27 protein-coding genes are annotated in these 26303 nt (G+C 70.9%); 15 read left to right on the top strand and 12 right to left on the bottom strand.

From position 1 onward, the window contains the following. Window positions 1-50: 50 nt before the first annotated feature. Both OHS58_RS27480 and OHS58_RS27475 read left to right on the top strand, forming a co-directional pair. Window positions 51-920 (top strand): alpha/beta fold hydrolase, encoded by an 870-nt coding sequence (locus tag OHS58_RS27480; RefSeq protein ID WP_328644482.1) that lies wholly within the window; start codon window positions 51-53, stop codon window positions 918-920. A 4-nt stretch (window positions 921-924) separates the two neighbouring features. Continuing rightward, on the top strand, window positions 925-1296 hold the full coding sequence (locus tag OHS58_RS27475) for a glyoxalase (protein WP_328644481.1): 372 nt from the start codon (window positions 925-927) through the stop codon (window positions 1294-1296). 81 nt (window positions 1297-1377) lie between these two features. Here the strand turns inward: OHS58_RS27475 and OHS58_RS27470 are convergent, their stop codons facing one another. Continuing rightward, window positions 1378-1743, bottom strand: a complete 366-nt coding sequence (locus OHS58_RS27470) for an RNA-binding S4 domain-containing protein (RefSeq protein WP_256475414.1) — start codon at window positions 1741-1743, stop codon at window positions 1378-1380. A 207-nt stretch (window positions 1744-1950) separates the two neighbouring features. Here OHS58_RS27470 and OHS58_RS27465 point away from each other — a divergent pair, with 207 nt between their 5' ends. Then, entirely contained in the window at window positions 1951-3507 is a 1557-nt protein-coding gene (locus OHS58_RS27465) for a GMC oxidoreductase (protein ID WP_326958588.1), read from the top strand. A gap of 54 nt (window positions 3508-3561) precedes the next feature. On the opposite strand, the gene OHS58_RS27460 is transcribed toward OHS58_RS27465, so the two are convergent. Beyond that, window positions 3562-4047 (bottom strand): carboxymuconolactone decarboxylase family protein, encoded by a 486-nt coding sequence (locus tag OHS58_RS27460; protein WP_328644480.1) that lies wholly within the window; start codon window positions 4045-4047, stop codon window positions 3562-3564. Beyond that, window positions 4044-5120: an NAD(P)H-dependent amine dehydrogenase family protein gene (locus OHS58_RS27455; RefSeq protein ID WP_328644479.1), complete on the bottom strand. Its 1077-nt coding sequence runs from the start codon at window positions 5118-5120 to the stop codon at window positions 4044-4046. Before OHS58_RS27455 ends, OHS58_RS27460 begins: the two co-directional genes overlap by 4 nt. Before the next feature lie 115 nt (window positions 5121-5235). Between OHS58_RS27455 and ilvD the strand changes: the two genes are divergently transcribed. Continuing rightward, window positions 5236-6927 (top strand): dihydroxy-acid dehydratase, encoded by a 1692-nt coding sequence (ilvD, locus tag OHS58_RS27450; protein WP_328644478.1) that lies wholly within the window; start codon window positions 5236-5238, stop codon window positions 6925-6927. On the opposite strand, the gene OHS58_RS27445 is transcribed toward ilvD, so the two are convergent. Both OHS58_RS27445 and OHS58_RS27440 read right to left on the bottom strand, forming a co-directional pair. Then, window positions 6906-8279 carry a class I adenylate-forming enzyme family protein gene (locus OHS58_RS27445; RefSeq protein ID WP_328644477.1) on the bottom strand — a complete coding sequence of 458 codons (1374 nt, stop codon included), beginning with the start codon at window positions 8277-8279 and terminating at the stop codon, window positions 6906-6908. The two genes, ilvD and OHS58_RS27445, sit on opposite strands and share 22 nt — an antisense overlap. Window positions 8280-8295: 16 nt before the next feature. Next, the gene (locus OHS58_RS27440; protein ID WP_247056575.1) at window positions 8296-8709 is read right to left on the bottom strand and encodes an SsgA family sporulation/cell division regulator; all 414 of its coding nucleotides are present in this window, start codon (window positions 8707-8709) and stop codon (window positions 8296-8298) included. 390 nt (window positions 8710-9099) lie between these two features. On the opposite strand from OHS58_RS27440, the gene sigK reads away from it, so the two are divergent. The 3 genes from sigK to OHS58_RS27425 all read left to right on the top strand — a co-directional run bounded on the left by sigK (window position 9100) and on the right by OHS58_RS27425 (window position 11252). Beyond that, window positions 9100-9696 (top strand): ECF RNA polymerase sigma factor SigK, encoded by a 597-nt coding sequence (gene sigK, locus OHS58_RS27435; protein ID WP_247056573.1) that lies wholly within the window; start codon window positions 9100-9102, stop codon window positions 9694-9696. Continuing rightward, entirely contained in the window at window positions 9693-10418 is a 726-nt protein-coding gene (locus OHS58_RS27430; RefSeq protein ID WP_328644476.1) for an anti-sigma factor, read from the top strand. Before sigK ends, OHS58_RS27430 begins: the two co-directional genes overlap by 4 nt. 162 nt (window positions 10419-10580) lie before the next feature. Then, a complete protein-coding gene (locus tag OHS58_RS27425; RefSeq protein WP_326943893.1) occupies window positions 10581-11252 on the top strand; it encodes a fasciclin domain-containing protein in 672 nt (223 codons plus the stop codon). 58 nt (window positions 11253-11310) lie between these two features. Here the strand turns inward: OHS58_RS27425 and OHS58_RS27420 are convergent, their stop codons facing one another. Both OHS58_RS27420 and OHS58_RS27415 read right to left on the bottom strand, forming a co-directional pair. Further along, window positions 11311-12315, bottom strand: coding sequence for an LLM class flavin-dependent oxidoreductase (locus OHS58_RS27420; RefSeq protein WP_328644475.1), 1005 nt, complete (start codon window positions 12313-12315; stop codon window positions 11311-11313). A gap of 105 nt (window positions 12316-12420) precedes the next feature. Continuing rightward, entirely contained in the window at window positions 12421-13086 is a 666-nt protein-coding gene (locus OHS58_RS27415; protein WP_326958603.1) for a TetR/AcrR family transcriptional regulator C-terminal domain-containing protein, read from the bottom strand. A gap of 98 nt (window positions 13087-13184) precedes the next feature. On the opposite strand from OHS58_RS27415, the gene OHS58_RS27410 reads away from it, so the two are divergent. Continuing rightward, the gene (locus OHS58_RS27410) at window positions 13185-14156 is read left to right on the top strand and encodes an NAD(P)-dependent alcohol dehydrogenase (RefSeq protein WP_328644474.1); all 972 of its coding nucleotides are present in this window, start codon (window positions 13185-13187) and stop codon (window positions 14154-14156) included. Here OHS58_RS27410 and OHS58_RS27405 read toward each other — a convergent pair. Continuing rightward, on the bottom strand, window positions 14143-14985 hold the full coding sequence (locus OHS58_RS27405; protein WP_328644473.1) for an aldo/keto reductase: 843 nt from the start codon (window positions 14983-14985) through the stop codon (window positions 14143-14145). The two genes, OHS58_RS27410 and OHS58_RS27405, sit on opposite strands and share 14 nt — an antisense overlap. A gap of 100 nt (window positions 14986-15085) precedes the next feature. Between OHS58_RS27405 and OHS58_RS27400 the strand changes: the two genes are divergently transcribed. Then, the gene (locus OHS58_RS27400; protein WP_328644472.1) at window positions 15086-15931 is read left to right on the top strand and encodes a helix-turn-helix transcriptional regulator; all 846 of its coding nucleotides are present in this window, start codon (window positions 15086-15088) and stop codon (window positions 15929-15931) included. A 21-nt stretch (window positions 15932-15952) separates the two neighbouring features. On the opposite strand, the gene bdeA is transcribed toward OHS58_RS27400, so the two are convergent. Then, window positions 15953-16792: a bis(hydroxyethyl) terephthalate hydrolase gene (gene bdeA / locus OHS58_RS27395; RefSeq protein ID WP_328644471.1), complete on the bottom strand. Its 840-nt coding sequence runs from the start codon at window positions 16790-16792 to the stop codon at window positions 15953-15955. Window positions 16793-17084: 292 nt separating this feature from the next. Next, complete coding sequence (locus OHS58_RS27390) at window positions 17085-17672, bottom strand: QsdR family transcriptional regulator (RefSeq protein ID WP_328644470.1); 588 nt, start codon at window positions 17670-17672, stop codon at window positions 17085-17087. A 130-nt stretch (window positions 17673-17802) separates the two neighbouring features. Here OHS58_RS27390 and OHS58_RS27385 point away from each other — a divergent pair, with 130 nt between their 5' ends. Further along, window positions 17803-18438: a DsbA family oxidoreductase gene (locus OHS58_RS27385; protein ID WP_442788289.1), complete on the top strand. Its 636-nt coding sequence runs from the start codon at window positions 17803-17805 to the stop codon at window positions 18436-18438. Between the two features lie 6 nt (window positions 18439-18444). On the opposite strand, the gene OHS58_RS27380 is transcribed toward OHS58_RS27385, so the two are convergent. Both OHS58_RS27380 and OHS58_RS27375 read right to left on the bottom strand, forming a co-directional pair. Then, entirely contained in the window at window positions 18445-18630 is a 186-nt protein-coding gene (locus tag OHS58_RS27380; RefSeq protein WP_247056556.1) for a hypothetical protein, read from the bottom strand. 128 nt (window positions 18631-18758) lie between these two features. Beyond that, entirely contained in the window at window positions 18759-19745 is a 987-nt protein-coding gene (locus OHS58_RS27375) for a LacI family DNA-binding transcriptional regulator (protein WP_326951631.1), read from the bottom strand. A 206-nt stretch (window positions 19746-19951) separates the two neighbouring features. Between OHS58_RS27375 and OHS58_RS27370 the strand changes: the two genes are divergently transcribed. From OHS58_RS27370 to OHS58_RS27350, 5 genes are read left to right on the top strand one after another with little or no spacing between them, the layout of a single operon-like run. Further along, a complete protein-coding gene (locus OHS58_RS27370; RefSeq protein WP_326960111.1) occupies window positions 19952-20776 on the top strand; it encodes a carbohydrate ABC transporter permease in 825 nt (274 codons plus the stop codon). Beyond that, the gene (locus tag OHS58_RS27365) at window positions 20776-21639 is read left to right on the top strand and encodes a carbohydrate ABC transporter permease (RefSeq protein WP_328644469.1); all 864 of its coding nucleotides are present in this window, start codon (window positions 20776-20778) and stop codon (window positions 21637-21639) included. Before OHS58_RS27370 ends, OHS58_RS27365 begins: the two co-directional genes overlap by 1 nt. 29 nt (window positions 21640-21668) lie before the next feature. Beyond that, entirely contained in the window at window positions 21669-23006 is a 1338-nt protein-coding gene (locus OHS58_RS27360) for an ABC transporter substrate-binding protein (RefSeq protein WP_328644468.1), read from the top strand. Next, window positions 23003-24463: an alpha-N-arabinofuranosidase gene (locus OHS58_RS27355; RefSeq protein ID WP_328644467.1), complete on the top strand. Its 1461-nt coding sequence runs from the start codon at window positions 23003-23005 to the stop codon at window positions 24461-24463. The genes OHS58_RS27360 and OHS58_RS27355 overlap by 4 nt, the downstream gene beginning before the upstream one ends. Beyond that, a complete protein-coding gene (locus tag OHS58_RS27350) occupies window positions 24456-26192 on the top strand; it encodes a glycoside hydrolase family 35 protein (protein ID WP_328644466.1) in 1737 nt (578 codons plus the stop codon). Before OHS58_RS27355 ends, OHS58_RS27350 begins: the two co-directional genes overlap by 8 nt. Window positions 26193-26303: the final 111 nt, after the last annotated feature.

Here is a 26303-nt window from a genome sequence, read left to right as displayed (position 1 = left end):
CTGATCGGCTTGACGCAGGCTCGCCGGGCAACCACCGCGAAAGGACGTCCATGCAGATCCCCGGGTTCGACTACCAGCGCGTCACGGTCGGTGACGACGTAGCCCTCAACGTCGCCGTCGGCGGCTCCGGCGCCCCGATCGTGCTGCTGCACGGCTTCCCGCAGACCCACCTGATGTGGCGGCACGTGGCCGCCGACCTCGCCGCCGACCACACGGTGCTCGTCCCCGACCTGCGCGGCTACGGCGCCAGCGACAAGCCGGCCGACACCGGCGAGACGTACTCGAAGCGCACGATGGCCGCCGACGTCGTGGCCGTCGCCCGCGCGTTCGGGCACGAGCGGTTCGCCCTCGCCGGGCACGACCGCGGCGCGCTGGTCGCCATCCGGGCCGGCCTCGACCACCCGGCCGCCGTCTCCCACCTGGCGATCCTCGACGTGCTGCCGACCCTCGACACGTGGGACGTGCTGCGCGGCGTGAGCGCGGCGGTCGGCTTCCACCTCTACCTGATGGCCCAGCCACCGGGCCTGCCCGAGACGCTGATCGCCGGCGCGCCCGACGCGTTCTTCGGGTACTTCCTCGACGCCTGGACGCAGCGCCCGGACGCGATCCCGGCCGACGTCCGCGCCGAGTACCTGCGGGCCAGCCGCGAGGCCGTGCCGTCGATCGTCGCGGACTACCGGGCGACGGCGACGGTGGACGTCGAGCACGACACGGCGTCGCGGACGGCCGGCGACCGGCTCGGCATGCCGGTCACCGTGCTGCAGCAGGACTGGGGCGCCGCGCTCGGCTACGACGCGACGGCGTTGTGGCGCCCGTGGACGGCCGACCTGCGCCACCGCACGGTGTCGTCGGGGCACTTCATGGCCGAGGAGGCGCCCGCCGACGTCGTGAAGGAACTGCGCGAGCTGGTGGCACGCTGAGGGCATGACCTTCGGCGTGCACCACGTCCAGCTGGCCATCGAGCCCGGCAGCGAGGACCGCTGCCGCGCGTTCTACGTCGGCGTGCTCGGGCTGACCGAGATCCCGAAGCCGCCGGAACTGGCCGCCCGCGGCGGGCTGTGGTTGCGGGACGGCGGGCTGGAACTCCACCTCGGCGTCGAGACGGACTTCCGGCCCGCCCGCAAGGCCCACCCGGGAATCCTCACCGACGACCTCGACGCGCTGGCAGCCCGCCTCGAAGCGCACGGCAGCCCGGTGGAATGGGACGACGGTTTCCCCGGCCACCGCCGGTTCTACACAAGCGACTGCCTCGGCAACCGCCTGGAATTCCTGACCCCGGTTCCACCGCCCGCTTGACCCGAAGTCCGTGAATGCCACATCGAGGGACACCAAGTCCCTCGATGTGGCATTCACGGCTTTCAGCGGGCGCAGGTGTTGTCAGAGATCCGGGGAGCGGAACGCGTCCAGCACGCGGCGCTCCCTTTTGGTCGGTCGGCCCGCGCCGCGGTCGCGGCGGGCGACCGGGATCACGGACTCCGGGGTCGGCTTCGGCGTCCGGTCCAGGAAGCACGTCGCCGCGTCCGGCGCGCCCACTCGTTTCTGGATCACCCGTACCACGTCGAGGATCCTGGTCGTGCCGCCGACGCGGACGCGGACCTCGTCGCCGGGTACGACGGTCGTCGCGGGCTTCGCCGGCTTGTCGTTGACGCGCACGTGGCCGCCTCGGCACGCCGCCGCGGCGTCCGGGCGGGTCTTCATCAGCCGGACCGCCCACAGCCAGCGGTCCACACGGGTCGACTCCACAGTCGTCCATCATGGCCCATTCGCGCCAATGCTGCGCCGTGCCTGGAGGTTACTCGCGGGTATATGTCGACTTGTCTGTACCAGTGAGCTATAACGTGTTCTAAATACCTCAACGGTGAGGAACATCACATGAGCGACGAAGCCATGGAGAGAACAAACTCTGGCGGTCTTTCCCGACGTCTCTTCATTGCAGGAACAGGTTCTATCTTGGCCGGGGCCGCGCTCGCCGGCCGAGCCGCCGGTGCGACGCCGAGAGCGGCCGGCCCCATCCCCGACGGGGCCCGGGTTCCGGCCCTGGTGATCGGCTCCGGCTACGGCGGCCAGGTCACCGCCCTGCGGCTCGCGCAGGCCGGCGTCGACGTCCAGCTGGTCGAAATGGGCATGGCCTGGGACACGCCCGGCTCCGACGGCAAGATCTTCGCCAACACGACCACGCCCGACCAGCGCTCGTTCTGGTTGCGCACCCGCACGAAGCAGCCGCTGTCCAACTTCCTCGGGTTCCCGATCGACAAGGACATCCCGAAGTACACCGGCATCCTCGACGCCGAGGAGTTCAGCGGCATCACCGTGTACCAGGGCCGCGGCGTCGGCGGCGGCTCGCTCGTCAACGGCGGCATGGCCGTGACGCCGAAGCGGGAGAACTTCGGCGCGATCCTCCCGACGGTCAGCGCCGACGAGATGTACAACACCTACTACCCGCGCGCCAACGCCGGTCTCGGCGTCGGCCTCATCGACCCGGCCTGGTTCGACACCGCCGAGTGCTACCAGTACGCGCGGGTCGGGCGGAAGCAGGCGCAGCGGTCCGGGTTCCCGTACGTCTTCGTGCCGGACGTGTACGACTGGAACTACATGAAGCAGGAGCAGGCCAACACCGTGCCGCGCTCGGCGCTGGCCGGGGAAATCCTGTACGGCAACAACTACGGCAAGAAGTCGCTGCAGAAGACCTACCTGCCGCAGATCCAGGCGACCGGCCGCGTCACCATCTCGCCGCTGCACCGGGTGGCGAAGGTGACGCCCGCGTCCGGCGGCGGCTACACCGTCACGATCGAGCAGCTCAACACCACGGGTGACGTGTCGGCGACCAAGGTCGTGACCGCGGCCAAGGTCTTCTTCGCCGCGGGCAGCGTCGGCACGAGCAAGCTGCTGGTGAAGTTCAAGGCCACCGGCGCGCTGCCGAACCTCAACGGCGAGGTCGGCAAGAACTGGGGCGACAACGGGAACGTGATGGTCGGGCGGGCCAACCAGATCTGGGACCCGACCGGCAGCCTCCAGTCGTCCATCCCGTGCGGCGGCATCGACAACTGGGCGGCCGGCGGCGCGTTCGCGGAGGTCGCGCCGCTGCCGACCGGGATCGAGACGTGGGCGTCGTTCTACCTGTCCATCACGAAGAACCCGAACCGCGCGCAGTTCAGCTGGAACCCGTCGACCCAGAAGGTCGACCTGAACTGGCAGACGGCGTGGAAGCAGCCGGGCATCGACATGGCCAAGACCATCTTCGACAAGATCAACGCGAAGGAGGGCACGATCTACCGGTCCGACCTCTTCGGCTTCTACAAGATCTGGGGCGACCATCTGACCTACCACCCGCTCGGCGGCGCGGTGCTCGACAAGGCGACCGACAACTACGGCAGGCTCGCCGGATACCAGGGCCTGTACGCGATCGACGGTTCCCTGATCCCCGGCAACACGAGCGTCAACCCGTTCGTCACCATCACCGCACTGGCCGAACGGAACATCGAGAAGATCATCGCCACGGACTTCTAGGGTCTGCCGCGGCTCGTCGTGAGTGTTTAGGGCGGTTCTAACCGCCCTAAACACTCACGAGCGGTGGGACGGGAGGACGCAGGCGACGTCGAGACCCAGGACGTGGTTGAGCCGCCCGAAGGCCAGCCACGAACCGAGGCTCATGCTCAGCTCGACGACCTCCTTCTGGCTGTAGTGCTCGGCCATCCGCTTCCAGAACTCGTCGTCGATGCTGTGGTGGTCGAGCGCGTACCGCTCGGCGTACTCGGCCGCCAGGCGCGTCCGCTCGTCGAACAGATCCGTCGTGCGCCACTCCGAAACGGCGTCGGCGAACTCCTCTTCGACCTTGGCGCCGTCGCGTTCGGTGCGCCAGTCGAGACAGAAGACGCAGCCGTTGATCTGCGCGATCCGCAGCCGCGCGGCCTCGAACTCCCGCAGCCCCAACGTGGTGTGCGAATAGACCGCCAGCGAGAACTTCGAGGCGGCGACCCCGATACCGGGCACCATTTCGCCCCACACGTACCCGATCGGGTCCTTGCCCTCGGGGATGTCGATGTTCACGAGCGCCTCCTTCCGAGCTTGCCGGCTGCCGGACGCAGCGGGACGTCGAGTGCGTCGTAGAGGCCGGGTTTCGCGTCGGCCAGCCAGTCGATCGCGCCGACGAGACGGCCGACCGCGGTGGCGTTGCCGCCCGCGGACCGGTTTTCGCCTTCGTCGCTCGCTTCGACGCTGACCTCGATGCGCGGCCGGCCTTCGATGATCACGCGGTGGGCGCCGTCGCCGCTGGGCGGCGTCGGCCAGTCCGGCGCGCACGCCGGGTGGATGCGGGTGACGTGCTCGATGACGATCCGCGGCTCGCCGTCGACGATGCCCTGGACCTCGAACCGCACCGCGCCCTGGGTGCCCTTCTCGAACTCGCCCATGGTCCGCGTGGACACGGTTTCCTCCAGCGGACGCCGGTGCAGCGTCTCGCGCAGCTCGTCGACCTCGACGCCGAGGCCGCGCGCGATCAGCCGGACCTGCCCGCCCCACACCATCGACGGCACGCCGGTCATCAGCATCGGCGGGTCGTAGTCCATTGGCTGGCCCATGCCGACCAGGTACCGCACGGAGTCGGGCTGCTCGTAGGTCGAGTAGTCGAAGATCTCCTGGCAGCGGATGACGTCGACGTCGGTGCCGAGCCCGCTGATCAGCAGCGGCAGCACGTCGTTGCCCCAGCCGGGGTCGACGCCGGAGACGAACAGCGAGCCGCCGCCGTCGGTGATCGCGGCCAGGACCGGGTCCCGCAGCTCCGGCGGCGCGTTGCGCTGGTCGTAGAGCGGGTAGAGGGCCGGCGTCACGACGATCGCGCCCGCCCGGATCGCGCGCACGATGTCGGCCAGCGCGTCGTCGAAGCGGATGTCGCCGGAAGCGGCGTAGACGATCGCGCGCGGACTCGCCGCCAGCACCGCCTCGACGTCGTCGGTCGCGGTGACACCCAGGTCGCCGACGCCGGCGAGCGCGCCCGCGTCCTTGCCGACCTTGTCCGGGTTGTGCACCAGCACCGCGGTCAGCTTCAACGCGGGATGGGCCTCGACGGCCCGGATTGCGGCCCGGCCGACGTTGCCCGTGCCCCACACCACTGTGGCGATCATTTCGCCGAGTTTTCGCCGGTTCGACCGGCTCGAGGAAGGGAATCGTTCCGGTGAGCGGACCGCGCGGACGCGGGTAGCATCCAGTGCGTCCGAACGTCGTATCGGAAGGCGCGTCATGACGATCGACCCGAAGCCCCGCAGCCGCACGGTCACCGACGGGATCGAGGCCGCACCCGCCCGGGGCATGCTCCGCGCCGTCGGGATGGGCGACGACGACTGGCGCAAGCCGATCATCGGCGTCGCCAGCTCGTGGAACGAGATCACGCCCTGCAACCTGTCGCTGGACCGGCTGGCGCAGGCGTCGAAGGAAGGCGTGCACGCGGCCGGCGGCTACCCGCTGCAGTTCGGCACGATCTCCGTCTCCGACGGCATTTCGATGGGCCACGACGGGATGCACTTCTCGCTGGTGTCGCGCGAGGTCATCGCGGACTCCGTCGAGACGGTGATGCAGGCCGAACGCCTCGACGGCTCGATCCTGCTGGCCGGCTGCGACAAGTCGCTGCCCGGGATGCTGATGGCCGCCGCACGGCTCGACCTCGCGTCGGTCTTCCTCTACGCCGGCTCGATCGCCCCCGGCTGGGTGAAGCTCACCGACGGCACCGAGAAGGACGTCACGCTGATCGACGCCTTTGAAGCCGTCGGCGCGTGCCGGGCGGGGCGGCTCAAGACCGCCGACCTCGACCGCATCGAACGCGCCATCTGCCCCGGTGAGGGCGCCTGCGGCGGGATGTACACGGCGAACACGATGGCGTCGGCGGCCGAGGCGATGGGGATGAGCATGCCGGGATCGGCCGCGCCGCCGTCCGCGGACCGCCGTCGCGACAACTACGCGCACCTGTCCGGCGAGGCCGTGGTCGGGCTGCTCGAAAAGGGCATCACCGCGCGCGACATCCTCACGCGGGAGGCGTTCGAGAACGCCATCACCGTCGTCATGGCCCTCGGCGGCTCGACCAACGCCGTGCTGCACCTGCTGGCCATCGCGCACGAGGCGAAGGTCGCGCTCGACCTCGACGACTTCAACCGCGTCGGCGACCGCGTCCCGCACCTGGGCGACCTGAAGCCGTTCGGCAAGTACGTCATGAACGACATCGACCGCCACGGCGGCATCCCGGTGCTGATGAAGGCCCTGCTCGACGAGGGCCTGATCCACGGCGACGCGCTCACCGTCACCGGTAAGACCGTGGCCGAAAACCTGGCCGAGCTGGACCCCGAGCCGATCGACGGCGAGGTCCTGCGCAAGCTGGACAACCCGCTGCACCCGACCGGTGGCATCACCATCCTGCGCGGCTCGCTCGCGCCCGAGGGCGCCGTCGTGAAGTCGGCGGGCTTCGACACGGCCGGCTTCGAAGGCCCGGCGCGCGTGTTCGAGCGCGAGCAGGAGGCGATGGCCGCGCTGAACGAGGGCCACATCGAGGCGGGCGACGTCGTCGTCATCCGCTATGAAGGCCCCAAGGGCGGGCCGGGGATGCGCGAGATGCTCGCCATCACCGCGGCGATCAAGGGCGCCGGGCTCGGCAAGGACGTCCTGCTGCTGACCGACGGCCGGTTCTCCGGCGGCACCACCGGCCTGTGCATCGGGCACGTCGCGCCCGAAGCCGTGGACGGCGGGCCGATCGCCTTCGTCCGCACCGGCGACCGGATCGCCGTCGACATCAAGGCCCGCAGCATCGACCTGCTGGTCGACGCGGCCGAGCTGGCCCGCCGTCGCGAGGGCTGGGAGCCGCTGCCGAACAAGTTCCCGGAAGGCGTGCTCGGCAAGTACGCGAAGCTGGTCCGGTCGTCGTCCTACGGCGCCGTCACGACCTGAGCGAGGGCGCGTTTGTCGACCTTGCCGACTTCGGTGAGCGGCAGCGCGTCGGTGAAGGACACGCTCGCCGGGACGTAGTGTTCCTGGCCGAAGGCTTTTCGGGCGTGGGCCTGCAGTTCCTCGACGGTGATCGGGTGCGTCGCGACGACGACGGCGTGCAGCACCTGGCCGTCCACGGTGTGCTTGCCGAAGACGGCGGCCGCGCGGACCGCCGGGTGCGTCGCGAGGGCGTGCTCGACGACGGTCGAGGGCACCTTCGTGCCGTGCTCGCCGACCACGACGACGTCGTCCACGCGGTCGAGCAGGTAGAGGTAGCCCTCGTCGTCGAAGCGGCCGAGGTCGCCGGTGCGCAGCCAGCCGGCGCCGACCTCCGGGCCGCCGAGGTAACCGTCCATCATGGACAGTCCGCGCACCTCGACCTCGCCGTCGGCGAGCCGCGCCTCCATCCCGGGCACGATCCGGCCGACCGAGCCGAGCCGCTCGGGGTGCCCGGCCAGCTCGGCGGCGGAGATGCTCGCGATCATCGGAGCTTCGGTGAGGCCGTAACCCTGGCCGACGACCGGGCCGAAGACGTCGAGGGCCTGCGCGAGCCGGTGCGGCGGCAGCGGCGCGGCGCCCAGGGAAAGTGAGCGGACGCTGCTGACGTCGGTGCTCGTCAACGCCGGGTGGTCCAGGACCGCGGCGAGGCGCGGTGGCGTCAGGGAGAGCGTGTCGATCCGGTGCTCCTGGATCGCTTCGAGGACGGCGCCCGCGTCGAAGCCGTCCTGGAGCACGAGGGTGTCGCGGCGCAGGAGCGCGCCGAACACGGTGGCGTTGCCGGTCATGTGCGTCATCGGCGCGACGAGCAGCGTGCGGCCGGGGCCGTCCGGCGACGGCGCGAAGATGTAGGCCATGCCGTCGTAGATGCCGCTGTGCCGGATGAGCTTCGGGGTGCCGGTGGTGCCGCCGGTGGGGAAGAGGACGTGGACGGCGCCGGGCAGGTGCAGGTCCCGGGGCGCGCCGTCGAGGTCGTCGAGGGTGCGGACGTCGTCGCCGGGCCAGTCGTCCGGCCGGTCGGTGACGACGGTGGTGACGCCCGCCGCGGTGGCCGCGGCGAGCCGGTCCGGCCGCGGCGCCGAAGCGGCGACCAGCAGCACGGTGGCGCCGCGCAGGAGCGCCGCGAGCTGCACGAGCAGTGTCTCGGGCCGGTTCCGGACGTCGATCGCGACGACGTCCACCTCGCCCAGGCCGCCGTGCAGCCGGCGCAGGCGGTCCCGGGCCTGGTGGTAGGTCGTGACGCCGTCCTGGTGGAACAGGACGCGGTCGCCGCCGTCGTCGAGGGCGGTCAGGACGGTCGTCAGGAAGAAGCTCACCCGGCGACGGTACTGCTCAGTCCTGGTACGAGAGCTTCTCGAGTTCGGTGTCGAAGTCGAACCAGTCGCTCTCGCTGCCGGCCGGGATGACCTCGTACGTCGTGTCCAGGAAGGCGGCGAGCTCCTTCGCGGGCGCCTCGAGCACGGCGGCGCCGTCCGGGGAGGTCAGCTCGACGATCACCAGCTCCGGGTTGCCGGCGGGGCCGATGCGCACGTCACCGTCGCCGCAGCGGGCGAGCAGGCCGTCGGCGAGCAGGTCGCGCCCGAACAGCCACCGGACGGCGTTCGCACCCGCGTGGAGCACGACGGCGACCGCGTACGGGTCGCGGGTGTCGTACTCGAGCTCGGCCGGCACCGGCTTCGGCTCCGCCCCGAAGGTGCGGAGGGCGAAGTCGACGCTGGTGCTGGTCAGGCTGTGCGGCTCGGCCATGGGGTGGCCCCTCACGTCTCGTCGGTTCTGTCGATCTTGCTCTGGAGATAACCCATAGTGAGGTCAATGCCTTCTCAATGCGAAAGCGTTTCACTCCATAGGGGGACCGAGAAGTGCTAAAGGTCACCGTGAGCGCGAACAAACGGGCAACGCGCAGCCTCGAACGTGAAGGATTCGTCGCGACTTTCACGAAGCGGCCGGACCGGACCGAGTCCGCAACACCAGGTCTTCGGAGCCGCTGACCGGACGGATGGGTCCGGCTGCCGAACTTGCCCCGTCCGGGTGGGACACGCCACCTCATCGCCGCACAGACCAGTCCGCCGCGCCCGCCGGTCGCGAATCCCCCGCAGATGCCGGAGGGCGTCGTGGGTGACGTGGAGGTTGCCGGGGATGGGTGAGCGTGGGCGGCTGCGGCTGCATACGGACGAGGCTCCGGTGACCGTGGCCAGTGCCGAGGAACTGCTGCAGCGGGTCGGGGCCGGGGACGAGAGCGCTTTTTCGGCGCTCTACGACCTCATCGCCGGTCCGGTGCTGGGTCTGGCGATGCGCGTGCTGCGCAACCACGCCCAGGCCGAGGAAGTGGCGCAGGAGGTACTGGTGGAGGTGTGGCGCAAGGCCACGAGGTTCGCCCCGGAGCGCGGCAGCGCGCTGTCGTGGGTGCTGATGATCGCCCACCGCCGGGCCGTCGACCGTGTGCGCTCCCACCAGGCCGTGCTCGACCGCGAGGACAAGGTCGGCCGGATGGACGTGCAACGGCCGTTCGACGAGGTCACCGAGTCCACCATGGCCAGCCTGGACCAGGAGCGGGTGCGCCAGTGCCTGTCCGCGCTGACCGACCTGCAGCGCGAGTCCATCGTGCTGGCCTACTACAACGGCTACACCTACCCGGAAGTGGCCGAGGTGCTGAAGGTGGCACCCGGCACCGTCAAGACCCGGATCCGGGACGGGCTCATCCGGCTGCGCGACTGCTTGGGGGTGGAACGATGACTGCCGAACTGCACACGCTGACCGGCGCTTACGCGCTCGACGCGGTGTCCGATGCGGAACGTGCCGAGTTCGAACGGCACCTCGGGGAGTGCGCCGCCTGCCGCCAGGAGGTCGAAGAGCTGCGGGCCACCGGCTCGCGGCTCGCCGTCGCCGTGGCGGTCGACCCGCCGGCGGAGCTGCGGGCCCGCGTGCTGGCCGAGGTGGCCCGGACCCGGCAGGTGCCGCCCAAGGTGACCGCCATCGGCGCCGCGTCCGGCCGGGCGCGGACCTGGCAGGTGCGCGTCGCGCTGCTCGGCGCCGCCGCCGCGGCCGTCGTGGCGGTCGCGTTCGGCGTGCACACCGCCTCCAGCGACCGGCAGCTCGACGCCGCCCAGCAGGAACAGGCGTCGCTCAACTCGGTGCTGACCGCGCCGGACGCCTCGACGCTCAAGGGCTCCGGCCAGAGCGGCGCCACGCTCGTGGTGTCGCGCGGCCAGGGCAAGGCCGTCCTGCTCGCCTCCGGGTTCCCGGCGCTCGACGCGGGCCACGCCTACCAGGTGTGGTTCACCGGCGCCGACGGCACGCGGTCGGCGGGGCTGATGCGACCCGAGTCGCCGCACCAGATGCGCCCGATGCTCGCCGCGATCCCGCCGGGCACCGACCACATCGGGATCACCGTCGAGCCCGCGGGCGGTTCCGCGGGTCCGACGACCGCGCCGGTCAGCACGATTTCGCTTTCTTGACCAGTTTCGCCGAAACGCCGGCAGGGTGACACAGCTTCGCTTTCACCGCACAGTGAGCCGTGTCACCCGATCGGACCCAATCCGTTTTCACCGCAGCCCCGAATGACCCACAACAAACAGTTCCGAGTGAACTGTCCAAGCCGCTTAATGGAGTGATTTTTCGTGCGTAACCTTCGTATTGCCGGTATCGGTCTGACGGCGGCCGCCGCGCTCACCCTGACCGCGTGCAGCGGCAGCGACACCGCGTCGTCGGGCAGCTCCAGCGCTCCGGCCCCGTCGTCCTCGATGGCCGCCCCGTCCTCCAGCGCCGACGCCGGTGCTTCCGATGGCATGACGACCAACGCCGACGTCTTCGGTCCGGCTTGTTCGCAGCTGCCGCAGGGCTCCGCGCCCGGTTCGCTGGACTCGATGGGCCCGCAGCCGGTCGCCTCGGCCGCGTCGACGAACCCGCTGCTGACCAAGCTGGTCGCCGCGGTCAAGGCCACCAACCTGGTCGACACCCTCAACAGCGCGCCGGCCATCACCGTGTTCGCGCCGGCCGACCCGGCGTTCGCCGCGTTGGGTGACGCCAAGTTCAACGAGCTGGCGGGCAAGCCGGCCGAGCTGTCGCCGATCCTGCAGTACCACGTCGTCGGCAAGCGTTACGACGCCAAGGGCCTCGCGTCCGCCGGCACGCTCGACTCGCTGAACGCCGCGGGTGGTCCGCTGAAGATCGAGGGCACCGGTGACAACATGACCGTCAACGGCGCGAAGATCCTCTGTGGCAACATCCCCACCAAGAACGCCACCGTCTTCGTGATCGACAAGGTGCTGACCCCGGGCACCAACAAGTAAGCATTCCCCGGATCAGTCCACAGTGGCCTCATCGAGGCCACTGTGGACTTTCCGCGTCTCAGGGGTGCCGGCCGAGCTCCGGGCCGAGCTTCGTCGCGATGTCCGTGAGGATCTGGACGTAGTCCTCGTGCTCGAAGGTGAACGGCAGCGCGAACGCGACCTCGTCGATTTCCCGGAATGCGGCGTGGTCGTGCAGCCGCTCGGCGATTTCCGCGGAAGTGCCGACGAAATCGGGGGAAAACAGCATTCGCGCCGGGCCCTGCGGGGTTTCCGTGCGCGGTAGCCGTTTCGCGGCGAACGCCTCGTATTTGGCGCGCTGTTCCGGCGTGGCGCTGTCGGTCGGGACGACGACGAGCCCCTGCGAGACCCGCGCGTTTTCGCCATCGGGGTGGGCGGCGCGGAAGGTCCGGATGTGGGACAGCTGGATGTCCGCGAAGTCGTCGGCCTCTTCGGCCTTGACGACGCTGCTGGTCAGGAAGTTCATCCGGTGCTTGCCGGCCCACTCCGCCGAGCGCAGGCTCGCGCCGCCGTACCAGAGGCGGTCGCCGAGCCCGGGCGCCTGCGGCTGGACGCGGTCGGAGAACACCTCGAAGCCCGCGGTGCCGCTGAACTCCGTCGCCGGCTCGCCGCGCACGAAGTCCAGCAGCCGCTGGACGCGCTCGTAACCGAAGTCCTCGACGTCCGCGGTGTCCGGGTAGAGGGCCGGCTTGACCTCGTCCCAGCGCATCGGCGGCCCGACGCTCAGGCCTGGGTTGAGCCGCCCGCCCGAGAGCAGGTCGACCGTGGCGAGGTCCTCGGCCAGCCGCAGCGGGTTCTCCCAGCCCAGCGGGATCACGGCGGTGCCGAGGTGGATCCGGCTGGTGCGCTGCGACGCCGCGGCCAGCACGGCGACCGGCGACGAGATGCCGTACTGGAGGTGGCGGTGGCGCACCCAGGCGCTGTCGAAGCCGAGCTGCTCCCCGAGCTCGATGATCTCGAGGGTCGATTCGTGGCCGCGGCGCGGGTCGGCCGCGTCGAACAGGCCGATGGTCAGGAAGCCGAGCTTCCGCAGGGGTCGCGACACCGGTGTTCCTCCACGATCCGGGACGGGATGACGCTCTCGATTCTGCCCCTCGGACGCCGTCGTCCCACCTGCTGAACGTTTGGACCAAGTGCAGCTACGTCCGGCTCAGGTCTCGAGGAGGCGGTCCAAGCCGTCGAGGATGAGGTCCAGACCGAACTCGAACTCTTCCTGATCGTCGCACCAGCCCAGCGTCGAGTCCGGGTCGTCGTGGGCTATCTCGCTCAGCATGCCCACCAGGTTGGGCAGCTGGCCGGCCAGGTCCGCGGGGGTGCTGTCGCCGCTCTCGGACGGGTCGAACAGCTCCTGGTTGAAGCCGAGCGCGCGGCTGCCCAGGGCGTGCAGCGAGTGGTGGACCAGGTCGTACGAGAAACCGCCCGCACGCATCAGGCCGACCAGGGCGTCGTAGTAACGCAGGACCGCCAGGCTCGTCGACGAGCGCGTTTCGAACAGTGCCGGTGCCCAGCGGTGGCGGAGGAACACCTCGCGCGCCGCCAGGATTCGTTGGCGCACCGCGGCTTTCCAGCCTGGAGCGGAGATGTTCGCGACGGCTTCGTTGATCTCCTGGGCCACCGCGTCGACGATGCCGTCGAGCACGTCTTCCTTCTTGGCCACGTGGTAGTAGAGCGACATCGCCTCGGCACCCAGCTCCTCCGCGAGACGGCGCATCGTGAGCGCGCGCAGGCCGTGCTCGTCCGCGAGTTCGACCGCCGCGCGCAGCACGCGCTCGCGGCTCAGCGGGGTCCGCGGTGCGGGGACGGCGTCGGTGGCCACCCGCAAGATCGTACAAGGTAAGGCTGGCGATCATGCGCCTTACGGCGTACGGTCGCCTTACAGCGTACGACTTACGTTGTAAGAGCCGGGGAGACGTCATGAAAGCGCTGGTCCTGCACGCGTACGGCCCGCCCGAGCACCTGAGTTTCGAGGACGTCGCCGAGCCGGTGCCCGCCGCCGGTGAGGTGCTGGTCCGGGTGCTTGCCACCTCCGTGAACCCCTACGACTGGCACTACATGCGCGGCGAGCCGCGGATCGCGCGCCTGATGCCCGGCGGCCCGCGACGGCCACGCGCCGTGATCCTCGGCTGCGACCTGGCGGGCCGGGTCGAGGCGGTCGGCGAAGGTGTGACGGCGTTCCGGCCCGGCGACGACGTCTACGCACTGCTGCCGCACGGGGCATACGCCGAGTACGTCACCGTTCCCGAAGACCTGCTCGCCCCGAAACCCGCGAACCTGTCCCACGCGCAGGCGGCGGCGATGCCGATGGCGGCCGTCACCGCGCTGGTCGCCCTGAGCGGGGTGGAACGCGGGCACCGCGTCCTGGTCAACGGCGCTTCCGGCGGGGTCGGCACCTTCGCCGTCCAGCTGGCCAAGGCGCTCGGCGCGCGGGTCGACGCCGTCTGCGGCGCGGCCAACGCCGACCTCGCCCGCTCGCTCGGCGCTACCGAGGTGACCGACTACCGCGAAGACGACTTCACCCGCGGCGGCCGCACCTACGACGTTCTCCTGGACATCGCGGGCAGCCGATCGCTTCCGGCCTGCCGGCGGCTGCTGACCCGGACGGGCCGGTTCGTCGCCGTCGGCGGCCCGGCCGGGCGCTGGGTGCAGCCGGCCGGCCACGTGTTCGGCGCGCTGGCTGCCGGGCCCTTCACCGGACGGAAAGTCGTGCTCGCGGACGCGGTGGCCTGCCGCGACAAGAAGGCGGTCCTGAGCAGGCTGGCCGGGTACGCCGAGTCCGGCGCCCTCACGCCGGTGATCGATCGGAGTTACCCGTTCGGCGACCTCCGCGAGGCGATTGCGTACCAGGAGGCGGGGCACGCCAAGGGAAAGGTCGTCATAACCCGGTGATCGCCGTGTGTTCGTCGGGGCTCAGGACGAGGTCCGCGGCGGCCAGGTTCTCCCGCACGTGCGCGATCGACGTCGTGCCGGGGATCGGCAGGACGGCCGGGGAGCGGCCGAGCAGCCAGGCCAGCGCGACCTGCGAGACGGTCGCGCCGTGCCGCGCGGCGATGGGCTCGACCACGCGGCGGACCGCGTCCGGCCCGGCGGTGTCCGTCGGTGCGCCCGGGACGGACAACGACACCGGCTGCCACGGGACGAAGACCGCGCCGGCCTCGGTGGCGGCGTCCAGCAGCGGCTGCTCGTGGCGGTCCGCGACGTTGTAGTGCGCGGTGACGGCGGCGACGTCGACGATGCTCTGCGCGGTGCGGAGCTGCTCGAGCGTCACGTTCGACAGGCCGATGTCGCCGATCACGCCCTCTTCCCGCAGCTCGGCGAGGGTAACGACCTGCTCCTCGAACGACGCGTCCCGCGCCCAGCCGCTGTGCAGGTAATAGAGGTCGATTCGCTCGACGCCGAGACGCCGCGCGCTCAGCTTCGCGGACTGGCGGAGGTACTGGCGGTGGCCGAGCGCGGCGATCGTCGAGATCTCCGGGCCGCTGCGGACGAACCCGCCCTTGGTCGCGATCCGCAGGTGCTCCGGGTACGGGTGGAGCGCGTCGCGGATCAGCAGCTCGTTGGTGTGCGGGCCGTAGACGTCGGCGGTGTCGATGAGCGTCACGCCGGCGTCGGCGACCTGGCGCAGCAGCTTGACGCCGCCTTCGCGGTCGGGGTAGTCGCCCCAGTGGCCCGGCCCGGTGAGCCGCATCGCGCCGTAACCGATTCGTGGAGTGGTCATGACCCCACCGTCGGCCTTCCGGGGGCGCCTGACCAGGGAGGGTGCTGCCTATGCACGCGCGTACCAGGCAGCCGGCCGCCGACCGGCGGACACTGGAGGCATGGATGGCACCGAACTGGGCGAGTTCCTGCGGGCCCGCCGCGCCGCGCTCGACCCGCGCCGGGCGGGGCTGCCCGACGACGGCCGGCCGCGGCGGGTGCCCGGCCTGCGGCGGGAGGAGCTGGCCCAGCTCGCGCACGTGAGCACGGACTACGTGATCCGGCTGGAGCAGGGCCGCACCCGGCGGGTGTCCCGCACGATCCTGGACGCGCTCGCGGCCGCCCTCCGGCTGGCCCCGGACGAGCGCGCGTACCTGTTCACCCTCGCCGACGTCGCGCCGCGCACCTCACCCCGGCCGCCCACGGCGGATCGGGTCGCGGGCCCGTTGCGCCGCCTGCTCGACGGCATGCCCGACATCCCGGCGCTGGTGCTGAACCGCCGGCAGGACGTGCTGGCGTGGAACCGCGCGGCCGTCGCGCTGCTGATCGACTTCGGCGCGCTGCCACCGGCCGAGCGCAACCTGATCCGGCTGACGTTCCTCGACGCCGGTTACCGCTCCCGCTACGCGGACTGGCCGCGGGCGGCGCGCGCGTGCGTCGAGGTGCTGCGGATGGAGGCCGGCCGGGACCCCGCCGACCCGGTGCTGGCCGCGCTGGTCGGCGAGCTGGTGCTGAAGGACGCGGAGTTCCGGTCGTGGTGGAGCAGCCACCAGGTGCGCGGGCCGCGGGAGCTGACCAAGACCTACGTGCACCCGGTGGCGGGCGCGGTCACCTTGGACGTCCAGCAGTTCTCGGTGGAGACGCACCCGGGTCAGCGGCTGGTGGCCTACACCGCCGAGCCCGGGTCCGACTCCGAATCCGCGTTGCGGTTCCTGCTGCAGTGGGCCACCGAGCCCGCGCGGCGGTGAAGCGCGGGCCCGGCGGACCGGTCAGCCGGCGTGCGGGCAGTTGCCCCGGTAGTCGGAGATCGTCGTGCTGGTGCCCGGGATCGGGCACAGGAACTGCTCGTACCGGGTGTCGTCGTCGATGAACCGCTTGAGCCACGACAGCGTGTACTTCGCGATCGTCGTGTTCGCCGAGTTCGGCGCGAAGTGGCTGGCACCGCGCAGTTCCAGGTACGCCTTGTCCAAAGAGGACGGCAGGCTCGTGTAGAACGGGATCGAGTGCGACGCCACCGGCGCGACGGTGTCCGCCTGGGCCCCGACGACCAGCGTCGGCACCCGCACGGTCGACCAGCTCTTCGTCAGGTTCCAGCCGGTCAGCGGGATGGCCGCCTGCAGGGACGGCCGCGAGCGCGCCGCCTCCAGGGTGCCGCCGCCGCCCATCGAGTGCCCGACGACGCCGAGCCTGCTGCTGTCGATCCGCGACCGCACCGAGCTCTGCTGGGTCAGGTAGTCCAAAGAGGACAGCAGCTGCCTGCCCCGGCTGTCGGGCTGATCGCTCGTGGTCAGCGTGTCGATGGTGAACACCACGAACCCCTGCGACGCGAGCCGCGGGCCCAGCCAGGAGATGCTCGACTGGGTGGCCGTGAAGCCGGGGGCGATCGAGATCGCGCCGAACGTGCCGGCGGTCGTGCTGGTCGGGTAGTAGATGGTGCCGCCGCCGAAGCCGGAGACGGCCAGCCGGGACACCGTGGTGGTGCCGGTCGCGAAGCTGCCGCGGCTGGCTTCGATGCTGGACGTGGTCGGTGCCGGACCCCGTTCGTAGGGGTTCGCGGCGGCCGGGGCCGGCGCGACGACACCGGTGGTCAGCGCCAGCGCGGCCGCCACGACACCGGCGGCCTTGCTGCGCCAGCCGAGGCGGCGGGTTTCTCACCCGAGCCAGACGACGTCGGCGGGCTGGTGAGTACGGACATGGATCGCTCTCTTTCCCCGGGCAGGCGAAAGTGCGCCCGGATACGGACGGCGGATCGATGGAACCGTTGCACGGCAGGGGAACGCATGCCGCGTGCGAGGAGTCGGAGTGGGCCGCTCCCGTCGCCCATGAAACACTTCGTCGAAATGTTCCACAACGGCCGAACGGGTGAGGAATTGTCCGGTTGTTGGTGAATGAGCGTCAGACCTAGCGTTCGAGGGCGCCTTGGACGAGCTTGTCGAGCAGCGTCGTCGCCACCGCGAGGTCGACCGCGCGGGCGGCCAGGACGTCGGAGTAGAGGAACGACTCGCCCAGGCGGACCACGGCGAACGCCAGGTCGGGCAGCGGGACCAGCGGGGTGAGCCCGGCGGCCTCGGCGTCGGCGCGGAACAGGTCGACGTGCGCGTCGACCAGGGCGGGCTGGACGCCGCCGCGCGGGTCGGTCAGGACCCGCAGCGCGACCGTCGACTCGGTCGCGAACAGCTTGCGCATGCCCTCGTTGCCGGCGACCTCGCGGCGGTACTCCTCCATCACCCACAGGCAGCGCAGCCGCCCGTCCGGGCCGCGGACGTCGTCGCCGTGCTTCGCGTGCCAGCGCTCCAGCGCCTGCTGCCAGGTGCGGTCGGACAGCAGCAGGAGCCCGGCGCCCATCAGGTCGTCGCGGTTGCCGACGCGGCGGAAGAACGTCGTGCGCGAGATCCCCAGCTCGGCGGCCATCCGGCCGAGGTCGAGGCGGGTGCCGGCGAACAGCAGCCGGGCCGCGTGCCGGACGATGTCGTCGGTCGAGACAGTCACCGGGCGCAGCCTAGTACCCGCCCGGATCCCGCTGAGCGCAGGGAATTCCCCGCAGGTCGCCGACGGTTACGTTGAAGTGCGTGGCGCTCCGTGGTTACGGTGGTGGGAGTTCCCGATCAAGGAGTACGTCGTGCGCGTCGACATCTGGTCCGATCTCGTCTGCCCGTGGTGCTACCTCGGCAAGCGCCGGTTCGAGCAGGCCGTGGCCGAGCTCGGTGTGGACGTCGAGGTGGTGCACCACTCGTTCCAGCTCGACCCGTCGTTCCCGCGCGGGACGTCGCGGCCGACGCGGGAGCTGCTCTCGGAGAAGTACGGCCGGACGCTCGAAGAGGCCGACGAGATGGAGGCGCAGATGGAACAGCGCGCCGCGGCCGACGGGCTCGAGTACCACCTCGACGGTGTCCACATGGGAAACACCGTCGACGGCCACCGGCTGGTCCACCTCGCCGCCGATCGCGGCCTGGCCGACGAGGTCGTCGACCGCTTCTACCGCGCGCACTTCACCGAGCGGCGGTCGCTGTTCGACCGCGACTCGCTGGTCGAGCTGGCCGCCGAAGCCGGCCTGGACGCCGACGAGGCCCGCGCCGTGCTGGCGTCCGGCGCCTACGAAGCGGAAGTCGAGGCGGACGGCGAGCAGGCGCGGGCCCTCGGGGCGACCGGTGTGCCGTTCTTCGTGATCGACAGCCGGTTCGGCGTCGCCGGCGCGCAGACACCCGAGGTGTTCACCCAGGTGCTGCGCCGGGCCCTGGAGCCCGCGGCGGGCTAGCGGGGGTCAGCGGCGACGACGGCTCCGGCTGAAGCGCGAGCGGTCGGTGGCGACACCGGCCAGGTGCAGCGCGACGCACAGGAGCCCGGCGGTGGTCAGGGTGCTCGTGGTGATGACCGGGCCGAGGCTGAACCCGGCGAGCTCCATGATCAGGGCGATCCCGAACAGCACTGCGGCGACGATGGCGAGCATGACGTCCTCGTTTCCTTGGTGGACACCGCTGAATGGTCCACACCACTACGGCATTTGCGTTACCGGGCAACAAAATCGCCGTCCGGCTGGTGGCCAGTAGTTCCCCCTGGGACGCGGGGTGAAACCGGCTATTCCGGCGGCGGTGCCGTGCTGGCGCGCACGACCAGTTCGGTCGGGACGGTCACCGGCGCGCCCGCTTCGACGTCCGCCGCGATCTCGGCGAGCAGGGCCGCCACCGCGTGACGGCCGACCGCCTCGAACGACTGGCGGATCGTCGTCAACGGCGGCCAGAAGTGGGCGGACTCGTCCATGTCGTCGAAGCCCACGACGCTCACCTCGCCCGGCACGCTCCGGCCGGCCTCGTGCAACGCGCGCAGCAGGCCGAGCGCCATCTGGTCGTTCGCCGCGAACACCGCCGTCACCGCCGGGTCCGTGGCGAGCCACCGGCCCGCGCGGTAGCCCGATTCGGGGGACCAGTCGCCGGTCAACGCCGGCGGCACTTCCCGCCCGGCCCGCTCCAAGGTGGCCTGCCACGACTTCCGGCGCCGCTCGGCCGCGTACGACTGCGGCGGGCCCGCGATGTGCCAGACCGTGCGGTGCCCGAGGTCGAGCAGGTGCCGGGTCGCGGTCGCCGCGCCGTCGGCCTGGTCGGTGTCGACGACCGGGTAGTCGTAGCGGGCGCTGGAGTCGATCACCACGACCGGGAGGCCGTGCGGCAGCTCGATCTCGCTCTGGTCGAGCTGGTGCTGCTCGATGAGGATGACGACGCCGTCGACGGCCTGCTCGTTGAGCTTGCTGAACGCGCCGGTGACCTCGCCCTGCGTCGGGCGCGTCACCGGCATCAGGATGATCGAGAAGCCCTCCGCGACGACCGCCGCCGCGATGGCGTCGAGCGTGCGGCTGTTCCCGAAGGTCGGCAGCGCCGAGATGATCACGCCGATGCTGCGGAACGTCCCGTTGCGCAGCGCGCGGGCCGCGCTGTTGGGCCGGTAGCCGATCCGGCGCATCGCGGCCAGGACGCGTTCGCGCGTGGCGTCGTCGACGTTCGTCCGGCCGTTCGCCACCCGCGAGACCGTCTGGCCCGAGACACCGGCCTCGCGGGCCACGTCCGCCATCGACGGTCCACGGCGGGCGGGTGCAGCCGACACGGGTGACTCCTCGGTGTCCTGGACATGTTTACGTCAACACGTTACCCTCCCGATCGTCCATGTTGACGTAAACATCAGCACGAACCGCCGGAGGGACGATGACGTCCACAGTGGCTTCACTGCCCCGCAGGTCTCGGCGGCAGTGGCGTGGCTGGCTCTTCGTCGCCCCGTTCATGGTCGTGTTCGCGCTGACGTTCCTCGCGCCGATCATCTACGCGTTCGGCCTCAGCCTCTTCCGCGACCAGGCCTTCTTCGGCGGGACGACGTTCGTCGGCGCCGCCAACTACGCCGACGTGCTCGCCGACGCGAAGTTCTGGGCGTCCTTCCTGCGGGTGCTGCTGTTCCTCGCCGTCCAGGTGCCGGTGATGCTGCTGCTCGCGCTGGTCGCGGCGCTGGCGATCGACAGCGCCCGGCTGCACGCGGCCGGCTTCTTCCGGATCGTGATCTTCCTGCCCTACGCCGTGCCCGCGGTGGTCGCCGCGCTGATGTGGGGCTTCATCTACGGCGACCACTTCGGACTCGCGGCGGACCTGAACCACCTGCTCGGCCGCGACGTCGTGAAACCGTTGTCGGACCACTGGATGCTCGCCTCGATCGGCAACGTCGTCACGTGGGAGTTCGTGGGCTACAACATGCTCATCTTCTACTCCGCGCTGAAGGTGATCCCGAAGGAGCTGTTCGAGGCGGCGGCGATCGACGGCGCGGGCGCGTTCCGCACCATCACGAGCATCAAGCTCCCGGCGCTGCGGGGCGCGATCGTGATCGCCACGATCTTCTCGATCATCGGCAGCTTCCAGCTGTTCAACGAGCCGAACATCATGCGGACGCTGGCACCCAACGTGATCGGCACGTTCTACACACCGAACATGTACGCCTACAACCTCTCCTTCGGCGGCCAGCAGTACAACTACTCCGCCACGGTCGCGATCGTGATGGGCGCGATCACCGCCGTCATCGCCTACGTCGTCCAGTTGCGCGGCGCTCGGAAGGGGATGTGATGACGACGGTCTCCGTGACGCGCCCCCGCCGCTCGCGCGTGCTCACCACGGTCATGGCGCTGTACCTGCTCTACACCCTCGTCCCGCTGGTGTGGCTGGTGATCAACGCGACCAAGACGCAGGCCGCGCTGTTCACCAGCTCCGGCCTGTCGTTCGGCGGCCCGTTCGCGCTGTTCGACAACATCGGGCAGACGTTCACCTACGACAACGGGATCTTCCTGCGCTGGCTGGGGAACACGCTGCTCTACGTCGGCGCCGGGGCCGGCGGCGCAACGATCCTCGCCACCGCGGCGGGGTACGGGATGGCCAAGTACCGCTTCCCCGGCCGCAAGGCGGTCTTCGCCGTCGTCCTCGGCGCGGTGGCCGTGCCCGGGACGGCGCTCGCCGTGCCGACGTTCCTGATGTTCAGCAAGCTCGGCCTGACCAACACCCCGCTGGCCATCATCATCCCGTCGCTGATCAGCCCGTTCGGGCTCTACCTGATCTGGGTGTACGCCACCGAAGCCATCCCCGACGAGCTGATGGAGGCGGCGCGGATCGACGGCGCGGGGGAGCTCCGGATCTTCTTCACCGTGACGCTGCGCCAGCTGATCCCCGGCGTCGTGACCGTCGCGCTGTTCACCATGGTGTCCACCTGGAACAACTACTTCCTGCCCCTGATCATGCTCAGCGAGCCGAAGTGGTACCCGCTGACCGTCGGGCTGAACCAGTGGAGCGCGCAGGCCTCCGGCGCCGGCGCGCAGCCGGTGTTCAACCTGGTGCTCACCGGCTCACTGCTCACGATCATCCCGCTCGTCGTCGCTTTCCTGCTCCTGCAACGCTTTTGGCAGTCCGGGCTCAGTGCGGGCAGCGTCAAGCAATAAACCGTCACACCGTCGTGAAGGGACACTCGATGTCACGCACCCGTAGTCGCGCCAAGGCGTTCGGCGCCGTCGCGCTGGCCGCACTGCTGGCCGTCGGCTGCTCGTCCGGAAGCTCGTCCGGGCCGGCCGGCGCCACCGGTACCCAGGACTCCGTCGACGCCGCCCTGAAGGCCGGCGGCGAGATCACCTACTGGAGCTGGACGCCGTCGGCGAAGGACCAGGTCGCGGCGTTCGAGAAGGAGTTCCCCAACGTCAAGGTCAACTACGTCAACGCGGGCACGAACAAGGACGAGTACACCAAGCTGCAGAACGCGATCAAGGCCGGCTCCGGCGCCCCGGACGTCGCGCAGGTCGAGTACTACGCGCTGCCGCAGTTCGCGCTGACCGATTCGCTCGCTGATCTCGGCCAGTTCGGCTTCCAGGCGTTCGAAAAGGACTACAGCGCGTCGACCTGGGCCCAGGTGAAGAACGACAACGGGCTGTACGGCCTGCCACAGGACTCCGGCCCGATGGCGTTGTTCTACAACAAGGAGGTCTTCGACAAGTTCGGCATCACCGTGCCGAAGACCTGGGAGGAGTACGTCGCCGCGGCGAAGAAGCTGCACGCGGCCGACCCGACGAAGTACATCACCTCCGACACCGGTGACCCCGGCTTCGCGCTGAGCATGATCTGGCAGGCGGGCGGGCACCCGTTCACCACCGACGGCCGGAACGTGAAGATCAACCTGGCGGACGCGGGCGCGAAGAAGTGGACCGCGCTGTGGGACCAGCTGATCGCGGGCAAGCTGCTCGCCCCGGTCAAGGAGTGGTCCGACGACTGGTTCCGCGCGCTCGGCGACGGCACCGTCTCCTCGCTGGTCACCGGGGCCTGGATGCCCGGCAACTTCAAGTCCTCGGTCCCCGGCGGCGTCGGCAAGTGGGCGGTGGCGCCGATGCCGACCTACGACGGGCAGCCGGTCACCGCGGAGAACGGCGGCAGCACGCAGTCGGTGCTCAAGCAGAGCAAGAACCCGGCGCTGGGCGCGGCGTTCGTGCGCTGGCTCAACCACGGCAACGGCGTCAAGCCGTTCATCGAGAGCGGCGGTTTCCCGGCCACCACGGCGGACCTGACCTCGCCCGCGTTCGTCGACGAGGCCGTGCCGTACTTCGGTGGCCAGAAGGTCAACCAGGTGCTGACGCAGGCGTCGAAGGACGTCGCGAAGGGCTGGACGTACCTGCCCTACCAGACCTACGCGAACAGCGTCTTCACCGACACCGTCGGCCAGGCCTACCTCAACGGCACGAGCCTCGAGGCCGGGCTGGCCGCGTGGCAGAAGGCGCTGGTCGACTACGGCAACCAGCAGGGCTTCACGGTCACCGCGGGATGAGCGTCCGGATCGAAGGTGACGTGCGCGAGGCTGTCGGTCCGGTCCCGCGTCGCCTCTTCGGCTCATTCGTCGAGCACCTGGGCCGGGCCGTGTACACCGGGATCCACGAACCGGGACACGCCACTTCGGACAGTCGTGGTTTCCGCGGCGACGTCCTGGAGCTGGTCCGGGAGCTGGGCCCGACGGTGGTGCGCTACCCCGGCGGGAACTTCGTCTCGGCCTACCGCTGGGAGGACGGCGTCGGGCCCGACCGGCCGGTCCGGCTCGATCCCGCGTGGCACAGCGTCGAATCGAACCGGTTCGGGCTGCACGAGTTCGCGGCGTGGGCCGAAGCCGCGGGCGTCGAGGTGATGTACGCGGTCAACCTCGGCACCCGCGGGATCTCCGAGGCCGCCGACGTCCTGGAGTACTGCAACCACCCCGGCGGCACCGAGCTGAGCGAGCGGCGGCGCGCGAACGGCGCCGACCGCCCGTTCGGCTTCCGGCTGTGGTGCCTGGGCAACGAGATGGACGGCCCCTGGCAGATCGGGCACAAGACGGCCGACGAGTACAGCCGGCTGGCCGCCGAGACCGCGCGGCTCATGCGGATGATCGACCCGGACGTCGAGCTGGTGGTCGCGGGCAGCTCCCACGCCGACATGCCGACGTTCGGCTCGTGGGAACGCACGGTGCTGCGCCACACCGCCGGGCTGGTCGACCACATCTCGCTGCACGCCTACTACCAGGAGCTCGACGGCGACACCGACAGCTACCTCGCGAGCGCGTCGGCGCTGGACGCCTACATCCGGACGGCGGCCGGGATCATCGACGAGGTCGGGAGTCCCGTCGGGATCAGCGTCGACGAGTGGAACGTCTGGGACCTGCGCCGCTGGACCGAGACCGACCAGCCGCGGCTCGTCGCCGGAGGCTGGCGAGAGCATCCGCCGCTGCTCGAAGACACGTTCACCCACACCGACGCGGTGGTCGTCGGCTCGCTGCTGGGTTCGTTGCTGCGCAACGTCGACCGCGTCACCATGGCCAGCCAGGCGCAGCTGGTGAACGCCATCGCGCCGATCCGCACCGAGCCCGGCGGCCCGGCCTGGCGGCAGCCGACGTTCCACCCGTTCCGGCTGGTCTCGTCGCTGGCCCGGGGCGTGAGCCTGCGGTTGTCCGTCGGGGGCGACCGGATCCGCACCGCCCAGCACGGCGAGGTCGATCTTGTCGACGTCGCCGCGACTCTCGACGGGGCCGCCGGTGCGGTGTTCCTGACCAATCGCGCCACGAAGACGAGCACCGACGTCGAGATCCGGCTCCGCGGCGGGCGGTTCGCGGTCGCCGCCGCCGAAACCCTCGGTGCCGCGGGCCCGGTGCCGCTGCCCGGCCCGGGAGCGACGTCCGACGCGAAGGGAACCGTCATCACCGCGACGCTGCCGCCCCTGTCCTGGACCGTGCTCCGGCTGGCGGGCGCGGATGCCTGAGTTCGCCATCGGGGACACGGACTTCCTGCTCGACGGCCGGCCGTTCCGGATCCTGTCCGGCGCCCTGCACTACTTCCGGGTGCACCCGGACCTGTGGGCCGACCGGATCGACAAGGCGCGGCGGATGGGGCTCAACACCATCGAGACGTACGTGCCGTGGAACGCGCACGCGCCCGAGCCCGGCACCTTCGACGTCACCGGCGGCCTCGACCTCGACCGGTTCCTGCGCCTGGTCGCCGACGCCGGGATGTACGCGATCGTCCGGCCCGGCCCGTACATCTGCGCGGAGTGGGACAACGGCGGGCTGCCGGCGTGGCTGTTCCGGGACCCCGCGGTGGGCGTGCGCCGGTTCGAGCCGCGGTACCTCGCAGCCGTGCGCGAGTACCTGACGCGGGTGTTCGAAGTCGTTGCGCCGCACCAGATCGACCGCGGCGGGCCGGTGCTGCTCGTCCAGGTCGAGAACGAGTACGGCGCGTTCGGCGACGACAAGCGGTACCTGAAGGCGCTGGCCGAGTACACCCGCGAGGCGGGGGTCACGGTGCCACTGACCACAGTGGACCAGCCGGACATGCTCGAAGCGGGCGGCCTGGACGGGCTGCACCGGACCGCGTCGTTCGGTTCCGGCGCGGCGGCCCGGCTGGCGGTCCTGCGCGCGCACCAGCCGACCGGGCCGCTGATGTGCGCCGAGTTCTGGAACGGCTGGTTCGACGACTGGGGCACCCACCACCACACGACGTCCGCCCCGGACGCGGCGGCCGAGCTCGACGCGCTGCTCGCCGCGGGCGCGTCGGTCAACCTGTACATGTTCCACGGCGGCACCAACTTCGGCCTCACCAGCGGCGCCAACGACAAGGGCGTCTACCGGCCGATCGTCACGTCGTACGACTACGACGCGCCGCTCGACGAAGCCGGCGACCCGACGCCGAAGTACCACGCGTTCCGGGAGGTGATCGCCCGCTACCACGACGTTCCGGACGCGGCACCGCCCCCGGCGCGGGCCGCCCCGACGCCGTCGGCGGCGCTGGGTGACCCGGTGTTCCTGCTCGACGCCCCGGAGCGCTGGGGCACGTGGCAGTGGTGCGAAGAGCTGCCGGTGTTCGACGAGCTGTCCCCGGTGCCGCGGCTGGCGCTGCTGCGCACCTGGGTCGACGGGCCGGGTGTGCTGGTGTTCGGCGAGGTCCGCGACCGGGCGACGGTGTTCCTGGACGGCGTCCGCGTCGGCACGCTGCTGCGGGAGCACCACGACCGCGCGGTGCGGCTGCCGGCGTCGGGGAAACTGCTGGTGCTGGTGGAGGACCAGGGCCGCGTCGACTACGGCCCGCGGATCGGCGAGCCGAAGGGCATCGTCGGCGGCGCCTCGGTGGCCGGTTCGCCGGTGCTGGGCTGGGAAGTGCTGCCGATCGACCTGGCCGCGCTGCCGGGGCCTGCGGAGCCGTCCGCTCAGGTTGCGGGTCCGGTGGCCGGGCCGGTGCTGCTGCGCGGGTCTTTCGACGTCCCCGAGCCGGCCGACCTGTTCCTGGACACGGCCGGGTGGGGCAAGGGAATGGTGTGGTGCAACGGTTTCCTGCTCGGCCGGTACTGGCGGCGCGGGCCGCAGCGGACGCTGTACGTGCCACGCCCGGTGGTCCGGAGCGGGGCCAACGAACTCGCGGTCCTCGAGCTGGACACGCTGCTGGACCCGGCGGTCCGTTTCGTACCGCGCCCGCTGCTGGGACACACCGAGGCCTGAGCGGCGCCGGAGTACCGGCGGGCTGTTCGTCCAGGTCGTCGCCGCCGACGTCGGGCGACCAGCCGTGGTGGTTCTCCTGTTCGGCCATGACGGCCTCCTCGATCACCGCAT

The sequence above is a fragment of the Amycolatopsis sp. NBC_00348 genome (assembly GCF_036114655.1).
Lineage (GTDB): Bacteria > Actinomycetota > Actinomycetes > Mycobacteriales > Pseudonocardiaceae > Amycolatopsis.
Note: the sequence above shows the minus strand (reverse complement) of the source record. Positions and strands in the feature narration are given on the sequence as shown.

Excerpts from the sequence above, each read along its gene's own strand:
- OHS58_RS27480 (WP_328644482.1), top strand. The coding sequence starts at position 51 with ATGCAGATCCCCGGGTTCGACTACCAGCGCGTCACGGTCGGTGACGAC.
- OHS58_RS27475 (WP_328644481.1), top strand. The coding sequence starts at position 925 with ATGACCTTCGGCGTGCACCACGTCCAGCTGGCCATCGAGCCCGGCAGC.
- OHS58_RS27455 (WP_328644479.1), bottom strand. The coding sequence starts at position 5,120 with ATGATCGCCACAGTGGTGTGGGGCACGGGCAACGTCGGCCGGGCCGCA.
- ilvD (WP_328644478.1), top strand. The coding sequence starts at position 5,236 with ATGACGATCGACCCGAAGCCCCGCAGCCGCACGGTCACCGACGGGATC.
- OHS58_RS27440 (WP_247056575.1), bottom strand. The coding sequence starts at position 8,709 with ATGGCCGAGCCGCACAGCCTGACCAGCACCAGCGTCGACTTCGCCCTC.
- sigK (WP_247056573.1), top strand. The coding sequence starts at position 9,100 with ATGGGTGAGCGTGGGCGGCTGCGGCTGCATACGGACGAGGCTCCGGTG.
- OHS58_RS27430 (WP_328644476.1), top strand. The coding sequence starts at position 9,693 with ATGACTGCCGAACTGCACACGCTGACCGGCGCTTACGCGCTCGACGCG.
- OHS58_RS27410 (WP_328644474.1), top strand. The coding sequence starts at position 13,185 with ATGAAAGCGCTGGTCCTGCACGCGTACGGCCCGCCCGAGCACCTGAGT.
- OHS58_RS27405 (WP_328644473.1), bottom strand. The coding sequence starts at position 14,985 with ATGACCACTCCACGAATCGGTTACGGCGCGATGCGGCTCACCGGGCCG.
- OHS58_RS27400 (WP_328644472.1), top strand. The coding sequence starts at position 15,086 with ATGGATGGCACCGAACTGGGCGAGTTCCTGCGGGCCCGCCGCGCCGCG.
- OHS58_RS27380 (WP_247056556.1), bottom strand. The coding sequence starts at position 18,630 with ATGCTCGCCATCGTCGCCGCAGTGCTGTTCGGGATCGCCCTGATCATG.
- OHS58_RS27375 (WP_326951631.1), bottom strand. The coding sequence starts at position 19,745 with ATGGCGGACGTGGCCCGCGAGGCCGGTGTCTCGGGCCAGACGGTCTCG.
- OHS58_RS27370 (WP_326960111.1), top strand. The coding sequence starts at position 19,952 with ATGGTCGTGTTCGCGCTGACGTTCCTCGCGCCGATCATCTACGCGTTC.
- OHS58_RS27365 (WP_328644469.1), top strand. The coding sequence starts at position 20,776 with ATGACGACGGTCTCCGTGACGCGCCCCCGCCGCTCGCGCGTGCTCACC.
- OHS58_RS27360 (WP_328644468.1), top strand. The coding sequence starts at position 21,669 with ATGTCACGCACCCGTAGTCGCGCCAAGGCGTTCGGCGCCGTCGCGCTG.
- OHS58_RS27355 (WP_328644467.1), top strand. The coding sequence starts at position 23,003 with ATGAGCGTCCGGATCGAAGGTGACGTGCGCGAGGCTGTCGGTCCGGTC.
- OHS58_RS27350 (WP_328644466.1), top strand. The coding sequence starts at position 24,456 with ATGCCTGAGTTCGCCATCGGGGACACGGACTTCCTGCTCGACGGCCGG.